At 65.6% G+C, this 17,177-nt stretch carries 10 protein-coding genes and 1 pseudogene; 3 read left to right on the top strand and 8 right to left on the bottom strand.

The features are described from left to right. Nucleotides 1-112 precede the first annotated feature (112 nt). A pseudogene (locus tag CWO91_RS03765) lies at nucleotides 113-1,177 on the top strand (helix-turn-helix domain-containing protein). Between the two features lie 207 nt (nucleotides 1,178-1,384). Beyond that, the gene (locus CWO91_RS03760) at nucleotides 1,385-2,809 is read left to right on the top strand and encodes a serine hydrolase domain-containing protein (RefSeq protein WP_130212293.1); all 1,425 of its coding nucleotides are present in this window, start codon (nucleotides 1,385-1,387) and stop codon (nucleotides 2,807-2,809) included. 249 nt (nucleotides 2,810-3,058) lie between these two features. Here CWO91_RS03760 and CWO91_RS03755 read toward each other — a convergent pair whose 3' ends face one another. Then, nucleotides 3,059-4,429 (bottom strand): MmgE/PrpD family protein, encoded by a 1,371-nt coding sequence (locus CWO91_RS03755; RefSeq protein ID WP_130212292.1) that lies wholly within the window; start codon nucleotides 4,427-4,429, stop codon nucleotides 3,059-3,061. A 122-nt stretch (nucleotides 4,430-4,551) separates the two neighbouring features. Between CWO91_RS03755 and CWO91_RS03750 the strand changes: the two genes are divergently transcribed. Further along, nucleotides 4,552-5,667, top strand: coding sequence for an FUSC family protein (locus CWO91_RS03750; RefSeq protein ID WP_130212291.1), 1,116 nt, complete (start codon nucleotides 4,552-4,554; stop codon nucleotides 5,665-5,667). Between the two features lie 212 nt (nucleotides 5,668-5,879). Here CWO91_RS03750 and CWO91_RS03745 read toward each other — a convergent pair whose 3' ends face one another. From CWO91_RS03745 to recF, 7 genes are all read right to left on the bottom strand, one after another. Next, on the bottom strand, nucleotides 5,880-7,193 hold the full coding sequence (locus CWO91_RS03745; RefSeq protein ID WP_130212290.1) for an SMI1/KNR4 family protein: 1,314 nt from the start codon (nucleotides 7,191-7,193) through the stop codon (nucleotides 5,880-5,882). A 77-nt stretch (nucleotides 7,194-7,270) separates the two neighbouring features. Further along, nucleotides 7,271-7,759 carry a DUF2867 domain-containing protein gene (locus tag CWO91_RS03740; protein WP_130212289.1) on the bottom strand — a complete coding sequence of 163 codons (489 nt, stop codon included), beginning with the start codon at nucleotides 7,757-7,759 and terminating at the stop codon, nucleotides 7,271-7,273. After that, nucleotides 7,756-9,150 carry an MATE family efflux transporter gene (locus CWO91_RS03735; RefSeq protein ID WP_130212288.1) on the bottom strand — a complete coding sequence of 465 codons (1,395 nt, stop codon included), beginning with the start codon at nucleotides 9,148-9,150 and terminating at the stop codon, nucleotides 7,756-7,758. The genes CWO91_RS03740 and CWO91_RS03735 overlap by 4 nt, the downstream gene beginning before the upstream one ends. A gap of 390 nt (nucleotides 9,151-9,540) precedes the next feature. Further along, nucleotides 9,541-10,836, bottom strand: a complete 1,296-nt coding sequence (gene murA / locus CWO91_RS03730; RefSeq protein WP_091898209.1) for a UDP-N-acetylglucosamine 1-carboxyvinyltransferase — start codon at nucleotides 10,834-10,836, stop codon at nucleotides 9,541-9,543. 378 nt (nucleotides 10,837-11,214) lie between these two features. Further along, nucleotides 11,215-13,650 carry a DNA topoisomerase (ATP-hydrolyzing) subunit B gene (gene gyrB / locus CWO91_RS03725; RefSeq protein WP_130212287.1) on the bottom strand — a complete coding sequence of 812 codons (2,436 nt, stop codon included), beginning with the start codon at nucleotides 13,648-13,650 and terminating at the stop codon, nucleotides 11,215-11,217. Nucleotides 13,651-14,998: 1,348 nt separating this feature from the next. Further along, nucleotides 14,999-15,739, bottom strand: a complete 741-nt coding sequence (locus tag CWO91_RS03720) for a hypothetical protein (RefSeq protein WP_130212286.1) — start codon at nucleotides 15,737-15,739, stop codon at nucleotides 14,999-15,001. 110 nt (nucleotides 15,740-15,849) lie between these two features. Further along, complete coding sequence (gene recF, locus CWO91_RS03715) at nucleotides 15,850-16,986, bottom strand: DNA replication/repair protein RecF (RefSeq protein ID WP_130212285.1); 1,137 nt, start codon at nucleotides 16,984-16,986, stop codon at nucleotides 15,850-15,852. Between the last annotated feature and the right edge of the window lie 191 nt (nucleotides 16,987-17,177).

Below are 17,177 nucleotides of genomic sequence, written 5' to 3'. Positions count from 1 at the left end.
TGGATCGCCCGGTCAAGCCGGGCGATGACAGTTGTGGTGCGGATGGTCCTTGAAAAAATACGGCTGGCGAAGGATGTTCGGCTGATTTCAACCGCGACCGTCGCATCGCCCGATGACATTTGCCGCAACAGAACTCGCATTTCGCGCCGCGTCCGCGGCGCTGCTGCTTGTGCTTGGGGCGTCGCTCGTCTCTGATTTCCGCCACGTGTTGGCAGCCCGGCTCGGTGCTGGCTTCGCACTCGGCTCGGCCGCGCATGCCGCAAGCTATTCGGTCGGCGTGTCGTCGCTGATCCCGGCCTGGCATGCGCCGCTGATTGCATTGTCGACGGGCAACATCGTGGTGTTCTGGCTGTTCACGCGCGCGCTGTTCGACGACGAGTTTCGCCTGCGCTGGTGGCACGGATTGCTCTGGGGACTGGTGACCGCGTTCAGCTTCGTCAACTGTCTCTGGATTGCACCGGGCGGAAACGTTCGGCTTGCCGTCACCGTCGTCAATCTGATCGTGCTCGGTTTCATTGCGCTCGCGGTGGCGCAGACGATCAATTCGTGGTCGGCCGATCTGGTCGAGCGCCGTCCGCCGTGTTCGCGTCTTCATCGTCTGCGCGGCCGCGCTCTATGGCGGGGTGAACGCGCTGCTCCAGATTGTCGTGACCGGAATTGAGGTTGGCGATATCGCCGACACGATCAATGCGGGCGTGCTCGCCTGCATCGTTGCGGCCATCGCCTATGCGATGATGCGCGTCGATGGCGCCGAGCTGTTTCCGGTTGCCGTGGAGGCCGCGCCGCCGCTGGCTTTGAGCCAAGCTCCGGCGGCAGAAGACGCCGTCGACCAGAAGCTCATCGATGCCTTGATGCGACTGATGGCGGACGAGCGATCTATCGCCAGGAGAACATCACCATCGGCGTGCTGGCGAACCGGCTGAAAATTCCCGAATACCGGCTGCGCCGGCTGATCAACCAACGTCTCGGCTATCGCAACTTCAATGTGTTCCTGAACAATCACCGGATCGAGGAAGCCAAGGCCGCGCTCGCCGATCCCGCCCAGGCCGAAGTCCCCGTCATCACCATCGCCATGGATGCCGGCTTCCAGTCCCTCGGCCCCTTCAACCGCGCCTTCAAGGCGGTGACCGGCGTGACCCCGACGGAATATCGGCGGCTCAGCATCGGAGTTATCTGACCGGGTCTTTCGCCTCTCCCCGCAAGCGGGGCGAGGGAGCTGAGCGCCGTTGCCACGGCATTCCCTATAATTCTGAAATAGCTCACTTATTTCGAAATCGGCCAGCCCATGCGCAATTCCGGCGAGGCCATTTTCCAAATCCGGCGAGCACATATCGCGCGCCTCCTGCTTCGTCTCCGGCACACGCTCCCAAGCCGGAGACAACCCGTGACCCGCCGCCGCAAGATCGTCCTCCTCACCACCATCGCCTGTGCCGGCCTCGCGCTCGGTGTCGCGCGCGCCCGCGACGTGCCGAAGGTCGCCACCGGCTTCGTCGCCGGCATCCTGTGCTCCGAGACCTTCGTCTCCGGCCTCGATCCGCAGCGCACCTTCACCGAGACCAACGACGCAATGTCCGACACCGGCCTGATCAGCTGGGCGATGGAGTATCGCGTCGACCGCGTGCGCAAGGACGTTACGGTGACGCTGTTTGGCCTGGTCCGCAGCCATGCCGTCTATCGCGAGGGGCTCGGCTGCACGCTCGCGCATGGCGAGCCGCTCGCCGAAGTCATGCCGCCGCCGGACGACAGGCAGCCCGCGCTGCTTCCAGAGATCGCCGGCCCCGCGATCGTACGGCCGCAAAGTCCCGAGCTTGCTGCCGCGCTCGATCGCGCCTTTGCCGAGCCCGCGCAGCCGCCCTATCGCCGCACCCGTGCGGTGGTCGTGATGAGGGCGGGCCGCGTCATCGCCGAGCGTTACGCCGACGGCATCGGACCGGAGACGCCGCTACTCGGCTTCTCCATGACCAAATCGGTGATCTCGGCGCTCACGGGCATTCTCGTGCACCAGGGCAAGCTGAAGCCCGACGGGCCCGCGCCGGTCGCCGCCTGGAAGCATCCGGATGATCCGTGCCATGCCATCAGCGTCGATCAACTGCTGCGCCACACCGCAAGGCTGGCGCTCGGCAGCTCGTTGCAGGCCTCGCTCGGCTCCGCCTTCGAGCCGGTCAACCGCATGAAGTTCGTGGAAGCCGACATGGCCGCCTATGCCGCGAGCATGCCGCTCGCGACCGCACCTGGCACGGTGTGGAATTATCACGACGGCAACACCATCATGCTCTCGCATCTAATCCGCAACGCGGTTGGTGGACATCCCGCAGATGCACTGCGCTTCGCGCGCCGCGAATTGTTCGCCCCGCTCGGCATGCGCAATGCCGTCCTTCAGCTCGACGGTGCCGGCACGATCGAGGGCTCGAGCGAGATGCTGGCATCGGCGCGGGACTGGGCGCGCTTCGGCCAGCTCTATCTCAATGACGGCGTCGCCGGCGGCATGCGCATCCTGCCGGAGGGCTGGGTGAGCTATTCGTCCTCGCCCACGCCAAACGCCTGGGTCGGCATCGGCGCCGGCTTCTGGACCAACCAGGGCGACAGCTTTGGCGCGAAGTTTCGCATCGCGCGCGGCTGGCCGCGCGATGCCTTCTTCGCCAAGGGCACCATCGGGCAATACACGATCGTGATCCCGTCCGAGCGCCTGGTGATCGTGCGCATGGGACGCTCGCCGAACGTGCCGCCGGAAGCAGATGGCGTGTTCGATCTGGTGCGCGACGTGGTGGCCGCAACGCGCGAGAGGGGGAAGATAGCGGGGGCGGATTGATGACAGCAGAGCGAAGCGCCGCCTCTTCTTCCCTTCTCCCCTTGCGGGAGAAGGTGGCATAGGTGGCCTTCGGCCACCGTTCTTAAGAACGCCGAAGCGAAGCTTCGGCTATGGCGCCGGATGAGGGGTATCTCTCCGCGGTATCAAATGAGAGTGGGACTCGCGGAGAGAGACCCCTCACCCGGCTTCGCTGTCGCGAAGTCACCCTCTCCCGCAGGGGTAGAGAGTGCAGCACTCGTGTGGTGAGAGCTATTGCCGTCCCAGCTCCGTCGCTTTCGCGACGCGATCGAATCGCTCCAGCGTCATGATCGCATCGGCAAACTTTTCCGCCCGTGCGTTCAGCACGGGCCGCGCCAGAGTCAAAAACTTCTGCTGCATCGCCTGCGTGTCAGGAAACGAATTCGGCTCGCCCGAGGGATCGGCATAGAGCCGCTCGTGCACGCCATCGTCCGTCGTGATGCTGACGCGGGCGCCGAACGGATGGGTGCGGCCGATTTCGAGGCGGTCGTCCTGCACCACGTCGAACTTGTCGGCGAGGGCGTCGATGGCGGCATCGCCAAGGCGGTTATAGTCGTCCCAGCCGAATGAGCCCTGGTCGAGCGCGAGCGCGCCGGTGAAGAACATCGAGAACTGACCGCCGACGATCGAGGTCGGATGCCGCTTGGTCGCGGCATCGCCGGTGAGCGTGATGCCGTTGCGATGCAGCCCGATCTCGACACGCTTGACCTGGTCCGGCGTCAGATTGTGCTCGCGCCGCATCGCGATCAGCGCGTCGATCGCCGCATGGGTGTAGCGGCAGCTCGGATAGGGTTTCACGCCGATCTTCATCGTCTCGTAGCTCTTGCCGAGCTCGGCCACTGCTTTGGCCGGATGCGCATCGTCGGTGTAGCCGGCGAGCAGGCCGTGCTTGCCCTCGACCGATTCCGTCGCGCCGACGAAATCGTTGCGCGCCAGTGTCGCGGCGATCACGCCGTTCATCGCGGCGGCGCCGACCTGGTAGCGCTTGTTCCAGGCGCCGTTGACCAGAAATTGCAGCGATCCGGCAGCCTGGCTGCCGGAGACGCCGAAGGCGGCGATGATCTGCTTCTCGGAGAGGCCGAACAGTTTTGCCGCGGCCGCGGCCGCGCCATAGGTGCCGGCGGTCGCGGTCGGATGGAAGCCGCGCGCGTAGTGCGAGGTCGGGTCGAGCGCATTGCCGAGCCGGCAGCAGACTTCATAGCCCGCAACGATCGCGGTCAGCACGTCGCGGCCCGACGCGCCGACCATCTCGCCGACCGCGAAGGCGGCCGGCACCACCGGCGCGCTCGGATGCAGCGAGGAATCGGCGTGCGTGTCGTCGAAGTCGAGCGAATGTCCCAGCGCGCCGTTGAGCAGGGCCGCCACCGCCGGCGTCCAGGTTTTGCTGTCGCCGAACACAGTGGACTCGCCCTTGGCGTCGAGCGCGAGCGCTTCCAGCGTCTTTAGCATCGACGGGGTCGATTCCGCCTCGCTGCGGGCGCGGATGGCGCTGCCGAGGAAGTCCAGCGTCAGCACTTTCGCGCGATCCAGCACCTCCGCCGGAATATCCCAGTATTTCAGATTGAAGACATAGGCGGCGAGCGTTGCGGTTTCGTGGGCCATCGTGTTTCCTCGTTTTGGCCGGCAAGTTAGGCGGGCTGATTTCGCCTTTCAAGCGGCCTTGCGGGGGCGGGCATCAGCCATGCTTTTGCCTGGCGCAAGAGGATCGGACCGGGACGTTGACGATGACACGCGCAAGAGAGCTGTTCGACCGGATTCGGGCGCGACGGACGCAATTGGGGCTGGCGGTCCGGGTCACCGTGGCGGCGGTCGCGGCCTATGCGATCGCCACCGCGCTGCATCTGCTCTTGCCGCTCTGGGCGGTGCTGACCTCGCTGATCGTGACCCAGATGAGCGTCGGCCGCTCGCTGAAGGCGACGCGCGACTACATGCTCGGCACCATCGGCGGCGCCATCTATGGCGGCGCCATCGCGATCCTGATCCCGTACTCCAGTGAAGCGGGCCTGTTGGGGCTTCTGGTGCTCTCGGTCGCCCCGCTCGCCTTCATCGCCGCGATCAATCCGAGCCTCAGCGCCGCGACGGTCACGGCCGTGATCGTGCTCCTGGTTCCAACCATGCATCACTCCGATCCCATGACCTCGGCGATCGATCGCGTCAGCGAGGTCGCGGTCGGCGCCATCACGGGGCTGCTCGTCTCGTTCCTGGTGCTGCCCTCGCGCGCGGTGCGGCAGATCCGCGCCAGCGCAGCAAGACTGCTCGAACTGATCGCCGATGCCTTCACCGAACTGCTCGCGGGCCTCACGCGCGGCCGCGACAACGACGCGCTGCACCGGATCCAGGACGGCATCGGCACTGCCATGGTCAGCCTCAACGCGATTGGCTCAGAAGCCGAGCGCGAGCGCGCCGCACGCCTGTCGAGCGGGCCGGATACCGGTCCCTTGCTGCGAACCATCCTGCGGCTGCGGCATGACGTCGTGATGATCGGCCGCGCCACCGTGGTGCCGCTGCCGGCCGACGTGCAGACGCGGCTCGCAGGTCCGCTGACGGAGGTCTCGACCGTGATCGCCCGCTTCCTGCGCTCAGCCGCTGCCGCGTTGCGCGAAGGCGCCGGCGCACCGCCGATCCATCCGGTCCACCTCGCGCTCCAGCATTACGCCGAGGCGGTCGCCGCCGTCCGTCACGACGGCCTGATCCGCGGCCAGCCGAGCGACACCGCCGAGCGCTTCTTCGCGCTCGGCTTCTCGCTGGAGCAGATGCACCAGAATCTCTGCGATCTCGACCGCGTCGTCGGCGAATGGTCGGAGGCTGCGGCCGACAAGCCCGCGCGGGTGGCGGAGTGAGTCGAGCTAGAGCGTGACGAGATGAGGCTTGATTGCTGCAACGACCGAGGTGCACTCCCTCTCCCGCTTGCGGGAGAGGGTCGGGGAGAGGGTGCTTCCGCAATGGGACAATCCCCAAGAGGAGAAAGCCCTCACCCGGCGCTTCGCGCCGACCTCTCCCGCAAGCGGGAGAGGTGAACGAGCACCGATCGAGTCAACCTAAAGTCGTTCCGCTAAAGATCGAAGAACGCGAGCTGCTCCGTCTCGCGCCGCTTGATTCCGTCGGTCAACCTCTTCAACGCAATGTCAAAACCCGGCTGCTTCTGCTCCAGCTCCCACGCACCGTCATGGTCCCATTGAAAGCACCAGCCGTAGCGCTCTCCGGGCTCGGCATGGAGCAGCAGGCAGCGGCTGAGCTGCAACGGCTCGGCAACGGGCACCAGATGCTTGAGTGACACGCCGTACTCTTTGCGGAAATAGGCGCAGGCCTCTTCGAGCTCTTGCTCGGAATGGGCGATGAAATCAAGCACATTGCGTTGCTGCGTGGCGAGCTCGCCCGGCGCATAGAAGCGGAGCTCGGAGGAGGATTCGGGCAGCCGCACCAGCAATTCGGTCTCGCCGCGTGTCAGCAGAAATTTGCGATAGTCGTCGGGCAGCCGAATGCCGAGCCCCTGCTCCGCCGCTTTGACGTCGGCTTCGCTCGCCGGCTTGCCGCGCTTCCAGCGCCAGCCTTTTGCAGATTTGCTGGCCTTGCGCCGCGCCTCATATTCGGCGTAGCCGGGAAGCGCCATGATGTCCTCGTAGCCGCCGAACCTCGACCATTGATAGGCATCGTCGAAGGCTTCCTCCCGCCGCTCGGGAAAATAGGCGCAGAGGAGCTCGGCGCGTTTGAGGATGCGGTCCTGGTCCGGGGCGATCCTGCACAAATGTTCGATCGTCTTCAGCGAGGCCTCCGGATTGTCGGCCCTAAGATAGGCATCGCTCAGCAATTCCAGGATGCGCCCCTCGAGGTCGCCCTCGTAGATCGACCAGGCATAATGCGGCTGGCCGGCCGCGCGCCGTGCGCAGATCGCATCGCGCGCCTGTTCAGCGGAGCGCACCGCCTGCGCCGCATCGTCGCGGGCAGCGTAGTCGCGGCGTGCGGAGTGCCAGAGATACAGCGGCTCATGCTCGGCTGGCGTGTCCTTGAGCGCGTCGAGTTGCCTGACCTGTTCGGCCATCGGCGCGCACTGCGCCAGGATCATCAGTTCGTCCAGGCCTTTCTGCCAATCCGGCTTGGCTTGCGGATCAGGTCCGAGGTCGCGCAGCGTGTAGTTGGTGTGGCGGGTCTCGACATGGCCGGCCGCCACGAGCTCGGCGACATGGCGGCGGAAGGCCGCGGCAGCGTCGGCGATGTTGGAGAACTCCTCGCGCAGGAATTCATCCGCATCGGGATCGCCCTTCCAGTTCATGTGAATACCGATCACCACCGGATCGCGGCCTGGAATCAAAATCAGCTCGCGATCATCGTCGCCGGGCGGACGGTGGAAGAATTTTGCCAGATGCATGCGACCTCCGAAGGCGCCGCCGGCATCGGGGCACCACGTCTCAGTCGCTTGCTTGGAGAAACCGGTTCATCGCCGGGCTAGCTGGCCGGCTCCACGATCCGCCCCATCATGCTGCGAACGACGAGCTTGTGAAACGGCATGATCAGCGTGAGGTAGGTCCGGCCGAGGAGATTGTGCGTCCGCACCAGCGTGGTCGAGGTGACCTGTCGGCCCGCCGCGGTGCCCTCCACATCGACCACGATGCGGAAGTCGAGATGATAGTCATCGAAGCCCGCGACCAGACGCTCGGGCGTTTCGCTGACCACCGGAAACAGGCCGATCAGGCCGTGCGGCGCCGGCGCGCCCTCGCCGGATGTTTTCAGCCCGAACGGTGCGACCAGGATGTTGCGCAGGCGCAGCAGCGCGTCGATCCAGCGCGGCCCGTGCAGCACCATCCGGATGCAGGCCTCGCGGGCATTCACGGTCGCGGCGCCGATCTCCACGCGAAACGCGTCGATGAACTGCGCGCCTGATAGCACCGTGCCGGCATCGACATTGGGGGTGACTTCGCGGACTGTCCCGATCATCCCGCCAATCTGCGCGTCAGCATGCGGAAGCGCAAGATCAGGAGACCGGCATAGACGAAGGTCCCGATCGAGAACCCGATCCAGACGCCGACTGCGCCAAGGGCGGCGTTGAAAGCCAGCAGCCAGCCAGTCGGGAAGGCAACGCACCAATAGCCGATTACCGCGAACAGCAGCGTCATCCTGGTGTCGTTGATGCCGCGCAGCGCGCCGCCCATGATGGTCTGGAGGCCGTCGGCGATGAAGAAGGTCGCGCCGACCACCAGCAGTGTCGCTGTCAGCTCGATGGTTGCCGCGCTTGCCTCGCCAGAGCCGAAGAACAGTCGTCCGAGCTGGTAGCGGCCGAGGATGATGGCGATGGTCAGCGCGGAGACCAGGACGATCCCGAGCACGGCTGCGACCAGCCCTGCGCGTTTCACCGCGAGCGGCTCGTTGCGGCCGAAGGCGTGGCCGACGCGCACGGTGGCAGCCATGCCGATGCCGAGCGGCACCATGAACAGCACGGCGGTGACCTGGAGCGCGATCTGATGTGCGGCGAGCGCGGTGGTCGAGATCAGCCCCATCAGCAGCGCGGCCGAGGAGAACAGGCCGTATTCCATCAGCAGCGAGAACGAGATCGGCGCGCCGATCGCGATGAGCTGGCGCATCAAGGGCCAGTCGATCCGCCAGAGATGGGCGAGCGGATGATAGTCCGCGAACGGCTTTCGCCATGCGGCAATCGTGAGCGCGGCGAGGAAGGTGCCGAGATTGACCAGCGTGGTCGCAAGCCCCGCGCCGAACAGGCCGAGCTTCGGCAGGCCGAACAGGCCATGGATCAGAACATAGACCAGCGCGGCATTGGCGGGGATCGCGGCGAGCGTGATCCACAGCGGAGCCTGCGGCCGGTTCACCGCGCTCATCATGCTGCGCAGCGCGATGAAGCCGAGCGCCGGCGCAATGCCCCAGGCCAGTCCGTTGAGATAGCGCTGGGCCAGCGCGGCGGAATCCGGCGCCTGCCCGAGCGCGAGCAGGATCTGCTCGCCATAGAGCGGCGAGGCCATCATCGGCAGCGAGATCAGCAGCGCGACCCACAACCCGACGCGCAAGGAACGGCGGATCAGCCTGACATCGCCGGCGCCGAAGGCCTGCGCGGCGAGCGGCGACACCGCCGACATCAATCCGAGTCCGAAGGTGAAGCTGACGAAATAGACCGTATGCGCCAGCGCCGCCGCGGCCACCGCGTCCTCGCCGAGCCGGCCGATCATCGCGAGATCGGTCGTGATCATCGCGATCTGCCCGAGCTGCGTCAGCATCATCGGCACGGCCAGCCGCAGCGTCTCGGCGAATTCGTCGGCGAGATGATTTTGCGGCACGCCGGCTCGCGGCTGCGAATGACGATGGACGGTGTCGAGCATGGCCGGTCCTTAGCACAGCCACACGTCGAAAACATGGCTCTCGTGTTCCGGACGCGCGAAGCGCGAGCCGGGACCCAGAAGCCACGGGCTGGACTCTTGGCGGCATGGGCCCCGGCTCAGCAGCGCATCACTGACGTGCTGCGCTGCGTCCGGGGCACGAGTGAGTGAGGAAAGCGGTCTGTTCTCCCTCTCCCCGCAGGCGGAAGAGGCGAAGTGCCTCAGGAATCGTAGGGTGGGCAAAGGCGCGCTTGCGCCGTGCCCACCATCGATCCAACATCGCAACAGAAGCGGTGGGCACGCTTCGCTTTGCCCACCCTACGATACCGCGTTCGGGGCACGAGATGGTGCGTTAGCTTTTTTGCCCTCTCCCGCAAGGGGAGAAGGGAAGAGCTAGCCCTTCCGTTCCGGCACGCGCTTGATCTTCGCACCCAGTGCGTTCAGCCGTTCCTCGATGCGCTCGTAGCCGCGCTCGATCTGGTCGGCGTTGTTGATGGTCGAGGTGCCCTCGGCGCAGACGGCGGCGAGCAGCATCGCCATGCCGGCGCGGATGTCGGGCGAGGTCATCGGCGCGCCGCGGAGGCGGCTGGGGCCGGCGATGATGGCGCGATGCGGGTCGCACAGCACGATGCGCGCGCCCATCGCGATCAGCTTGTCGACGAAGAACATCCGCGATTCGAACATCTTCTCGAACATCAGGATCACGCCCTCGCATTGCGTGGCGGTGACGATCGCGATCGACATCAAATCGGCCGGGAAGGCCGGCCAGGGCTGGTCCTCCAGCTTCGGCACGTGGCCGCCGAAATCGTCCTGGATCTTCAGCGTCTGGTTCGAGGGCACGATGAGGTCGTCGCCCTCGACGCGGCAGACGATGCCGAGCCGTTCGAACCCCATGCGGATCGAGCGCAGGTGCTCGACGCCGGCGCGCACGATGCGTAACGGCGAGCGCGTCACGGCGGCAAGGCCGATCAGCGAGCCGACCTCGATATGGTCGGGCTGAATGGAGTAGGTCGCTTCCCCCAGCGTCGCCGGACCGTGCACGATCATGGTGTTGGTGCCGATGCCCTCGATCTTCGCGCCGAGCGCGACCAGGAAATTGGCGAGGTCCTGCACATGCGGCTCGGACGCGGCATTGCGCAGATAGGTGACGCCGTCGGCGGCGACAGCCGCGACCAGCGCGTTCTCGGTCGCGGTGACGCTCGGCTCGTCCAGGAACACGTCCGCACCGGCGAGCTTCGGCGCGCGGAATTCGAGCCGGTCGGTCGCGGTGACCTTTGCCCCCAGTTGCTCCAGCGCCAGCACATGGGTGTCGAGCCGTCGACGGCCGATGACGTCGCCGCCGGGCGGCGGCAGCATCACTTCGCCGCAGCGGGCGAGCAGGGGGCCCGCGAGCAGGATCGAGGCGCGGATGCGCACGCACAGCTCGGGGTCGAGATCGGCGGCGCGGATGCTCTTGGCATGGATGCGCAGCGTATTGCGCGCGGTCCACTCCGCCGCGGCGCCGACCGAGCGGATCAGTTCGACCAGCGTCTCGGTGTCGCGGATACGCGGCACGTTCTGAAGCGTCACCGGATGCTCGGTGAGCAGGGCCGCTGCGATGATCGGCAGCGCCGAGTTCTTGTTGCCGGACGGCTCGATCGAACCCGAGAGCCGGTGACCGCCCTCGACGATGTATTGGATGGGCGCCACGGGGTTCTCGCTGTCCTGTTGGTGGGGCTGTTTCGGAGGCGGAAACTACAGAGAATTGAGCGCGGGAGCAATTGCGCTGGCTGCGTAGAAAGGCCTGCGAACCTCAGCGAGCGTGTAAGACCCATGGTGAGGAGCGCGGAACGCGCGTCTCGAACCATGCAGGCCCGGGGGGCCTCACCTCTCCCCGACGGGGAGAGGTCGGATTGCGCCTGGCGATGCGAAGCATCGTCCAGTGCAATCCGGGTGAGGGGCCGCGACACCCAGTGAAATCACATCCCCTCACCCGGATCGCATCTATCGATGCGCTCCGACCTCTCCCTACGGGAGAGGTGATCTTTGCTCGCGGTCAGCACCGGTCAAGCAAAAACGCGTCGCGCGCTAGATATCGATCGTCGCACTCAGCGAATGTTCCTGGATGAAGTCGCGGCGCGGCTCGACCACGTCGCCCATCAGCTTGGTGAAGATGTCGTCGGCCTCGTCGACCTCCTTGACCTTCACCTGCAAGAGCGAGCGCGCCTCGGTGTCGAGCGTGGTCTCCCAGAGCTGCTCCGGGTTCATCTCGCCGAGACCTTTGTAGCGCTGCAGCGCGATGCCCTTGCGCCCGGAATCGGTGACCGCCTCGAACAGATCGACCGGACCGTGCACCACGTGCTCTGAGTCCTTGCGCCGCAGCTTGCCGGAGCGGGCGTAGACGTCCTGGAGCTTCGTCGTGTACTCGTCGAGCTTGCGGGCCTCGGCCGAGCCGAGCAGTGCGTCGTCGATGACGGCGGCTTCCTTGACGCCGCGCACGGTGCGCTCGAACAGGAACCCCTGGCCTTCGACGAATTGCCCGACCCAGCCGCGCTCGACCTCCTCGGCCTGGTTGTCCAGCCGGTTCGCGATGTATTGCGCGGCGGCCGTGGCGTTCTCGGGATTGCCGTAGATCGACTTGTTCAGCACGCCGGTGATGGCGGCCTGCTCGACCACTTTGCGATTATAGCGGCTGTGCAAATTGCGCAGGATGCTGCGGACGACGCGGGCGTCGTCGACCAGCGAGCGCAGGTCGCGGCCGGTGCGGTCGCCGCCGGTGCCGGGAACGAACACGCAATCGTCGAGCCCGGCGTCGATCAGGTAATCCTCCAGCGCCCGCTCGTCCTTCAGATATTGCTCGGACTTGCCTCTGGAGACCTTATAAAGCGGCGGCTGGGCGATGTAGAGATAGCCGCCGTCGATAATGTCGCGCATCTGCCTGTAGAAGAAGGTAAGCAGCAGCGTGCGGATGTGGGCGCCGTCGACGTCGGCGTCCGTCATCACGATGATCTTGTGATAGCGCAGCTTCTCGACCGAGAAGTCGTCGCTGATGCCGGTGCCGAGCGCGGTGATCAGCGTGCCGATCTGCTCCGACGACAGCATCTTGTCGGGGCGGACGCGTTCGACGTTGAGGATCTTGCCGCGCAGCGGCAGCACCGCCTGGAATTCGCGGTTGCGACCCTGCTTGGCGCTGCCGCCTGCCGAGTCACCCTCGACGATGAAGAGCTCGGATTTGGCCGGATCCTTTTCCTGACAGTCGGCAAGCTTGCCGGGCAGCGACGAGACCGAGAGCGGGCTCTTGCGCGTCAGCTCGCGCGCCTTTCGTGCGGCTTCGCGGGCCGCGGCGGCCTGGATCACCTTGCCGACGATCATCTTGGCTTCGCTCGGGTGCTCCTCGAACCAGGCCTGGAGCGCCTCGTTGAGGACGTTCTCGACCACTGGGCGCACCTCCGAGGACACCAGCTTGTCCTTGGTCTGCGACGAGAACTTCGGGTCCGGCACCTTCACCGACAGCACGGCGGTGAGACCTTCGCGGCAATCGTCGCCGGTCAGCGCGATCTTTTCCTTTTTCGCATTCGCGTCGGCATAGCCGTTGACCTGGCGCGTCAGCGCGCCGCGGAAACCGGCCAGATGGGTGCCGCCGTCGCGCTGCGGGATGTTGTTGGTGAAGCACAACACGTTCTCGTGGTAGCTGTCGTTCCACCACAAAGCGGCCTCGACGCCGATGCCGTTGGCTTCCGAGCGAACCATGATCGGCGCCGGCACGATCGCCTTCTTGTTGCGATCGAGATATTTGACGAATTCCTCGACGCCACCGGAATAGTGCATCTCCTCGCGCTTCTCGACCGCATGGCGCATGTCGGAGAGCGCGATGTTGACGCCGGAATTGAGGAAGGCGAGCTCGCGCAGGCGATGCTCGAGCGTGGCGAAATCATATTCGACGTTCTTGAAGGTCTCGGTCGAGGCCAGGAACGTCACCTCGGTGCCGCGCTTGCCCGGCGCATCGCCGACGACCTCGAGCGGCGCCACGGCATCGCCATGGGCGAACTCGATGTAGTGCTCCTTGTTGTCGCGCCAGATCCGCAAGCCGAGCTTGCTGGACAGTGCGTTGACGACGGAGACGCCGACGCCGTGCAGGCCGCCGGAGACCTTGTAGGAATTCTGGTCGAACTTTCCGCCGGCATGGAGCTGGGTCATGATGACCTCGGCGGCGGAGATGCCTTCGCCCTTGTGGATGTCGACGGGAATGCCGCGGCCGTCGTCGCGCACCGTGACGGAATTGTCGGCGTTGAGGATGACGTCGACGCGCGTGGCGTGACCCGCCAGCGCCTCGTCGATGGCGTTGTCGACGACCTCGTACACCATGTGGTGCAGGCCCGAGCCGTCGTCGGTATCGCCGATATACATGCCCGGGCGCTTGCGGACGGCATCGAGACCCTTGAGCACGCGGATCGATTCCGCGCCATAGTCGCTCGCGTTGGAGGGCTCGTTTTCGGCACGCGGCTGCCGAGCAGGTTCTGTCATGAGAGGCCTTTGAGATGTCGCCCGAATCAGCGGCGCAAAAGGCGCTGATTTGCAGGCTATTTGTGCCATGAAAGAGGGTTTGCGCCTAGCGCAAAGTATCTCCTCGCAACCCTTTGGGAAGATGGGGTTTTTGGACCGATTTTCAAGGCTTTCGAAAGCCGATTCAGGGCGCTGCAAAAAGCGCGATTCGACGGCCCGTTTTGGGTCGCGAAAGGCGTGGATTTCGCGGGCTTGGACGAGTGGTTCCGGGGTGCCTTAGAGCTTCGGAATGGCTCGCCAAAAGTCTGAGGTGACGCTTTACTCTCCCAATTCCGGCGTCTCCGGTAACGGCTATGACACTGCTGATCGCGCGGCATCAGCCTCGCGCGTGGGTGAAACCGGCTTCCATATCTCAAACGTCTTTGGCTCTTCGACAACGCCGATCTTGTATCATTTCACGGCCAGCTCACGTCTGTAAGCAGCGGCTATCACCAAACTTGATCGGAGTCGTGCAGCCTGTCCTCGGCCTCTCGCTCAGCCTTCGTCATCCTTGCTAAATAGTTCGCATACCAAATCCGCAGCGCGAGAAATGCGCCGATCAGTAGCGCAATGATGAGTGCGGGATCGGAACTTTGTCCTGCATTAGCGGTGGCCGAACTCGACCAATATCGGACCGGGATTGCGTCCACTGCTGTAGACGGTTATTCGCGGATAGGGTTTTGCCGGCTGGCTAAGGATGACCACGGTGGTAACGGCGACGGCGATCAACGATAGGACACCGCACGTCGCACCGAAGGCCATGAACACTCGCATCGCCCGTTGCGTCGCCGCGTCCCAGTTCACGGCCCTAAAAGCCGTCCGCCATCGCATGACCGGTCGTGTTGCCACGTCCAAGCTCAAGGCTGGAAGGAGCACCGACGCTCGTATGAACCACCAACTCAAAAGACCAGCGACCGTCAGCGCCTGGACGGCCGTTTGCTTCCCTCGATGAAGCTCCACGTCACCCCCTAGTGTCGTGCCGCGGGAGTTCCCGCACGCGCCGTGATGGCACGGTGCTCGACTCGCGCCTTTTAGCTACTGCAATCGGACCGAGCAATGCCGAATCACTCTCGTATTCGGATAGGATAAAAAATCCGAAAGTTGGACGCAATCAGGAGGTCGGGACAGGGCCCCGCTTCCAAGGGCCGGCCTGCGCCGCAGAGGAGTGATCTTTCAACCTGCGCGAGGTGAACTTTTGAAATTGCAGCACTACACAATGGCAGGCTGCGACACCGTCGGCACGCGGCCTCAGATGAGGAGCCGCGGCAGGAGCTGGACTGTTCCAACAGGCGGCGCGCGAGCGGCGCCGTGGGCCGATAGCAGACAGGACTCAATACAGCTGGAGCGGCGGCCAAGCGTCGCCGTCGCGTCCGACCGTGAGCTCCCAAGTATCGCCCGCTGCGACGGTGAGACTGTTCGCGGTGGCTGGATGGCCCGGCACGTCCAGTTTGTAGGAGTATTTGCCGGGCGGCAGATCCAGCGCGACCGCGTTCGCGCGGGCGGGGCGCGGGATGGTCTGCTCGTTGATCGTGAGCACGGCTTCCTGCTCGCCGATGTTGCTGAACACCAGCTTCGCCTGGCCGGGTGCGGGCAGGACGTTCGCCCGGCTCGCGACATCCGAATTCTTCTGCACGAGATGGACCGAGGTGCTGCCGCTCTTGCGGTCGAGCTCCAGCGCTGCCGGCCCGACCGGGGAGACGAAGTCGAGGCGGACGTGATCGGCGGTGACAACCGTGCCATCCTGTTCCCGCCAGCCGAGCTTTCCGAGCTCCGTGCGATAGAAGGCGAGGACGTTGCTGAGCTCAGCGGGCACGCGGGCTTCGAGCCTGGTCCGGAGCGGGGCTTCGATGCCTGGCATAACGGTGGTGTGGATCCCCCGATAGCTGTAGCGGGTCGGCGCAGGCAGCTTGGCATCCGGATCCAGCGTGAGCGCGGCAGAAAACAGCGGCGGCAGATTCGACACAAAGGCGCCGGCGCTTGCCGCGAGCAGGCAGCTTGCGAAGAGAGCAAGGCCGCACGCAAAAACTTGCCATCGTGCCGGGGCTCGCACCCCAGGCCTCACCGTCGTCATGCTCACGCTCCAAGGATATCGCGCGTGGTTGGAAATCCTGCGCGATGGCCGCCTCCAGCGGCCTCAGGCAGCTAGTCGCTGACGGAACCGGGCGGGTTCAATGCGGCGGCCTAGCTTCGGGCGGAGACGCGTCCGCTCTCGACGTCAAAGACCTCGCCTGCCGCGCCGATCTCGGCGAAGGCGGCCGGATCGGCGCCGGTCAGCCACACCTGCGCGCCGAGCTTCTTCAACTCCTCGAACAGCGCCGCGCGCCGGTTCGGATCGAGATGGGCGACCACCTCGTCGAGCAGCAGCAGTGGTACGATGCCGGTCATTTCCGCCACCAGCGTCGCATGCGCCAGCACGAGGCCGATCAAGAGCGCCTTCTGCTCGCCAGTGGAGGCATCGCGCGCCGGCATGCTCTTGGGCGCATAGACCACCTGGAGGTCGGTGAGATGCGGGCCGTCGGTGGTGCGGCCGGCGATGGCGTCGCGTGGACGGTTGTCGCGCAAGATCTGGCGGTAGCGGTCCTCGACCGACGTCGCGGTCTCCTGAAGCAGCGCGTTCTCCATCCAGCCGTCGAGCGCGATTTGCGCCGACGGGAAAGCGGATTGTTGCGCCCGCGCGTTCAGCATGCCGGTCAGCCGTGCCGCGGTCTGGCCGCGCGTTGCTGCGACCGCGACCGCAAGCTCGGCGGTCTCGCGCTCGATCGCGTCACACCAATGATCGTCGTAATTGCGCGCCTCGAGCAGGCGGTTGCGCGAGCGAAGCGAGCGTTCCAGTGCGTTGATCCGGCTGGAATGGTCGCTGTCGATGGCAAGCACCAGGCGGTCGAAGAAGCGCCGCCGCTCGGAGGCCGCGCCCATGAACAGCCCGTCCATCGCCGGCGTCAGCCACACCATGCGGATGTGATCGCCGAAGCTGGCGGCGGAATTGACCGGCTCGCGGTCGATACGGCAGCGCCGGCTGACGGCGGCGTCAGTGCGCGGCGCATCGATGCCGGTGCCGAGCGTCGCCAGCCCCAGTGCGCCCTCGACCTGCGCCGACACCGCCCAGGAGCCGTCGCCCTGGTTGTCGGCGACGTCTTCCAGCGTCGCGCGCCGCAGGCCGCGCCCCGGCGACAGGAACGAGATCGCCTCGATGCAATTGGTCTTGCCCGCCCCATTCGGCCCGACCAGCGCCACCATGTCAGCCGCCGTCTCGAGCCCCGCCGCCCGATAATTACGAAACTGCGTCAGCGTCAGGCGATGAATGCGGGAGGGGGTCATGGGCTATTCGTCATGGGCGCACGCTCTCCCTTTGCGGGAGCATGCCGTAGGGTGGGCAAAGGCGCGCTTTGCGCGCCGTGCCCACGTCTCGCCGCGATCCGTGCTGCTGCACGGTGGGCACGCTTTCGCCTTCGCTCTTCGAGCTACGGCGCAAGCTTTGCCCACCCTACGGCTCCGATGGATGGTCGAGA

It is taken from the genome of Bradyrhizobium genosp. SA-3 (genome assembly GCF_004212635.1).
Classification (GTDB): domain Bacteria; phylum Pseudomonadota; class Alphaproteobacteria; order Rhizobiales; family Xanthobacteraceae; genus Bradyrhizobium.
Note: the sequence above shows the minus strand (reverse complement) of the source record. Positions and strands in the feature narration are given on the sequence as shown.

Coding starts and splice junctions, on each gene's coding strand:
- CWO91_RS03755 (WP_130212292.1), bottom strand. CDS start 4,429: ATGGCCCACGAAACCGCAACGCTCGCCGCCTATGTCTTCAATCTGAAA.
- CWO91_RS03750 (WP_130212291.1), top strand. CDS start 4,552: ATGACACGCGCAAGAGAGCTGTTCGACCGGATTCGGGCGCGACGGACG.
- CWO91_RS03745 (WP_130212290.1), bottom strand. CDS start 7,193: ATGCATCTGGCAAAATTCTTCCACCGTCCGCCCGGCGACGATGATCGC.
- CWO91_RS03740 (WP_130212289.1), bottom strand. CDS start 7,759: ATGATCGGGACAGTCCGCGAAGTCACCCCCAATGTCGATGCCGGCACG.
- CWO91_RS03735 (WP_130212288.1), bottom strand. CDS start 9,150: ATGCTCGACACCGTCCATCGTCATTCGCAGCCGCGAGCCGGCGTGCCG.
- gyrB (WP_130212287.1), bottom strand. CDS start 13,650: ATGACAGAACCTGCTCGGCAGCCGCGTGCCGAAAACGAGCCCTCCAAC.
- CWO91_RS03720 (WP_130212286.1), bottom strand. CDS start 15,739: ATGACGACGGTGAGGCCTGGGGTGCGAGCCCCGGCACGATGGCAAGTT.
- recF (WP_130212285.1), bottom strand. CDS start 16,986: ATGACCCCCTCCCGCATTCATCGCCTGACGCTGACGCAGTTTCGTAAT.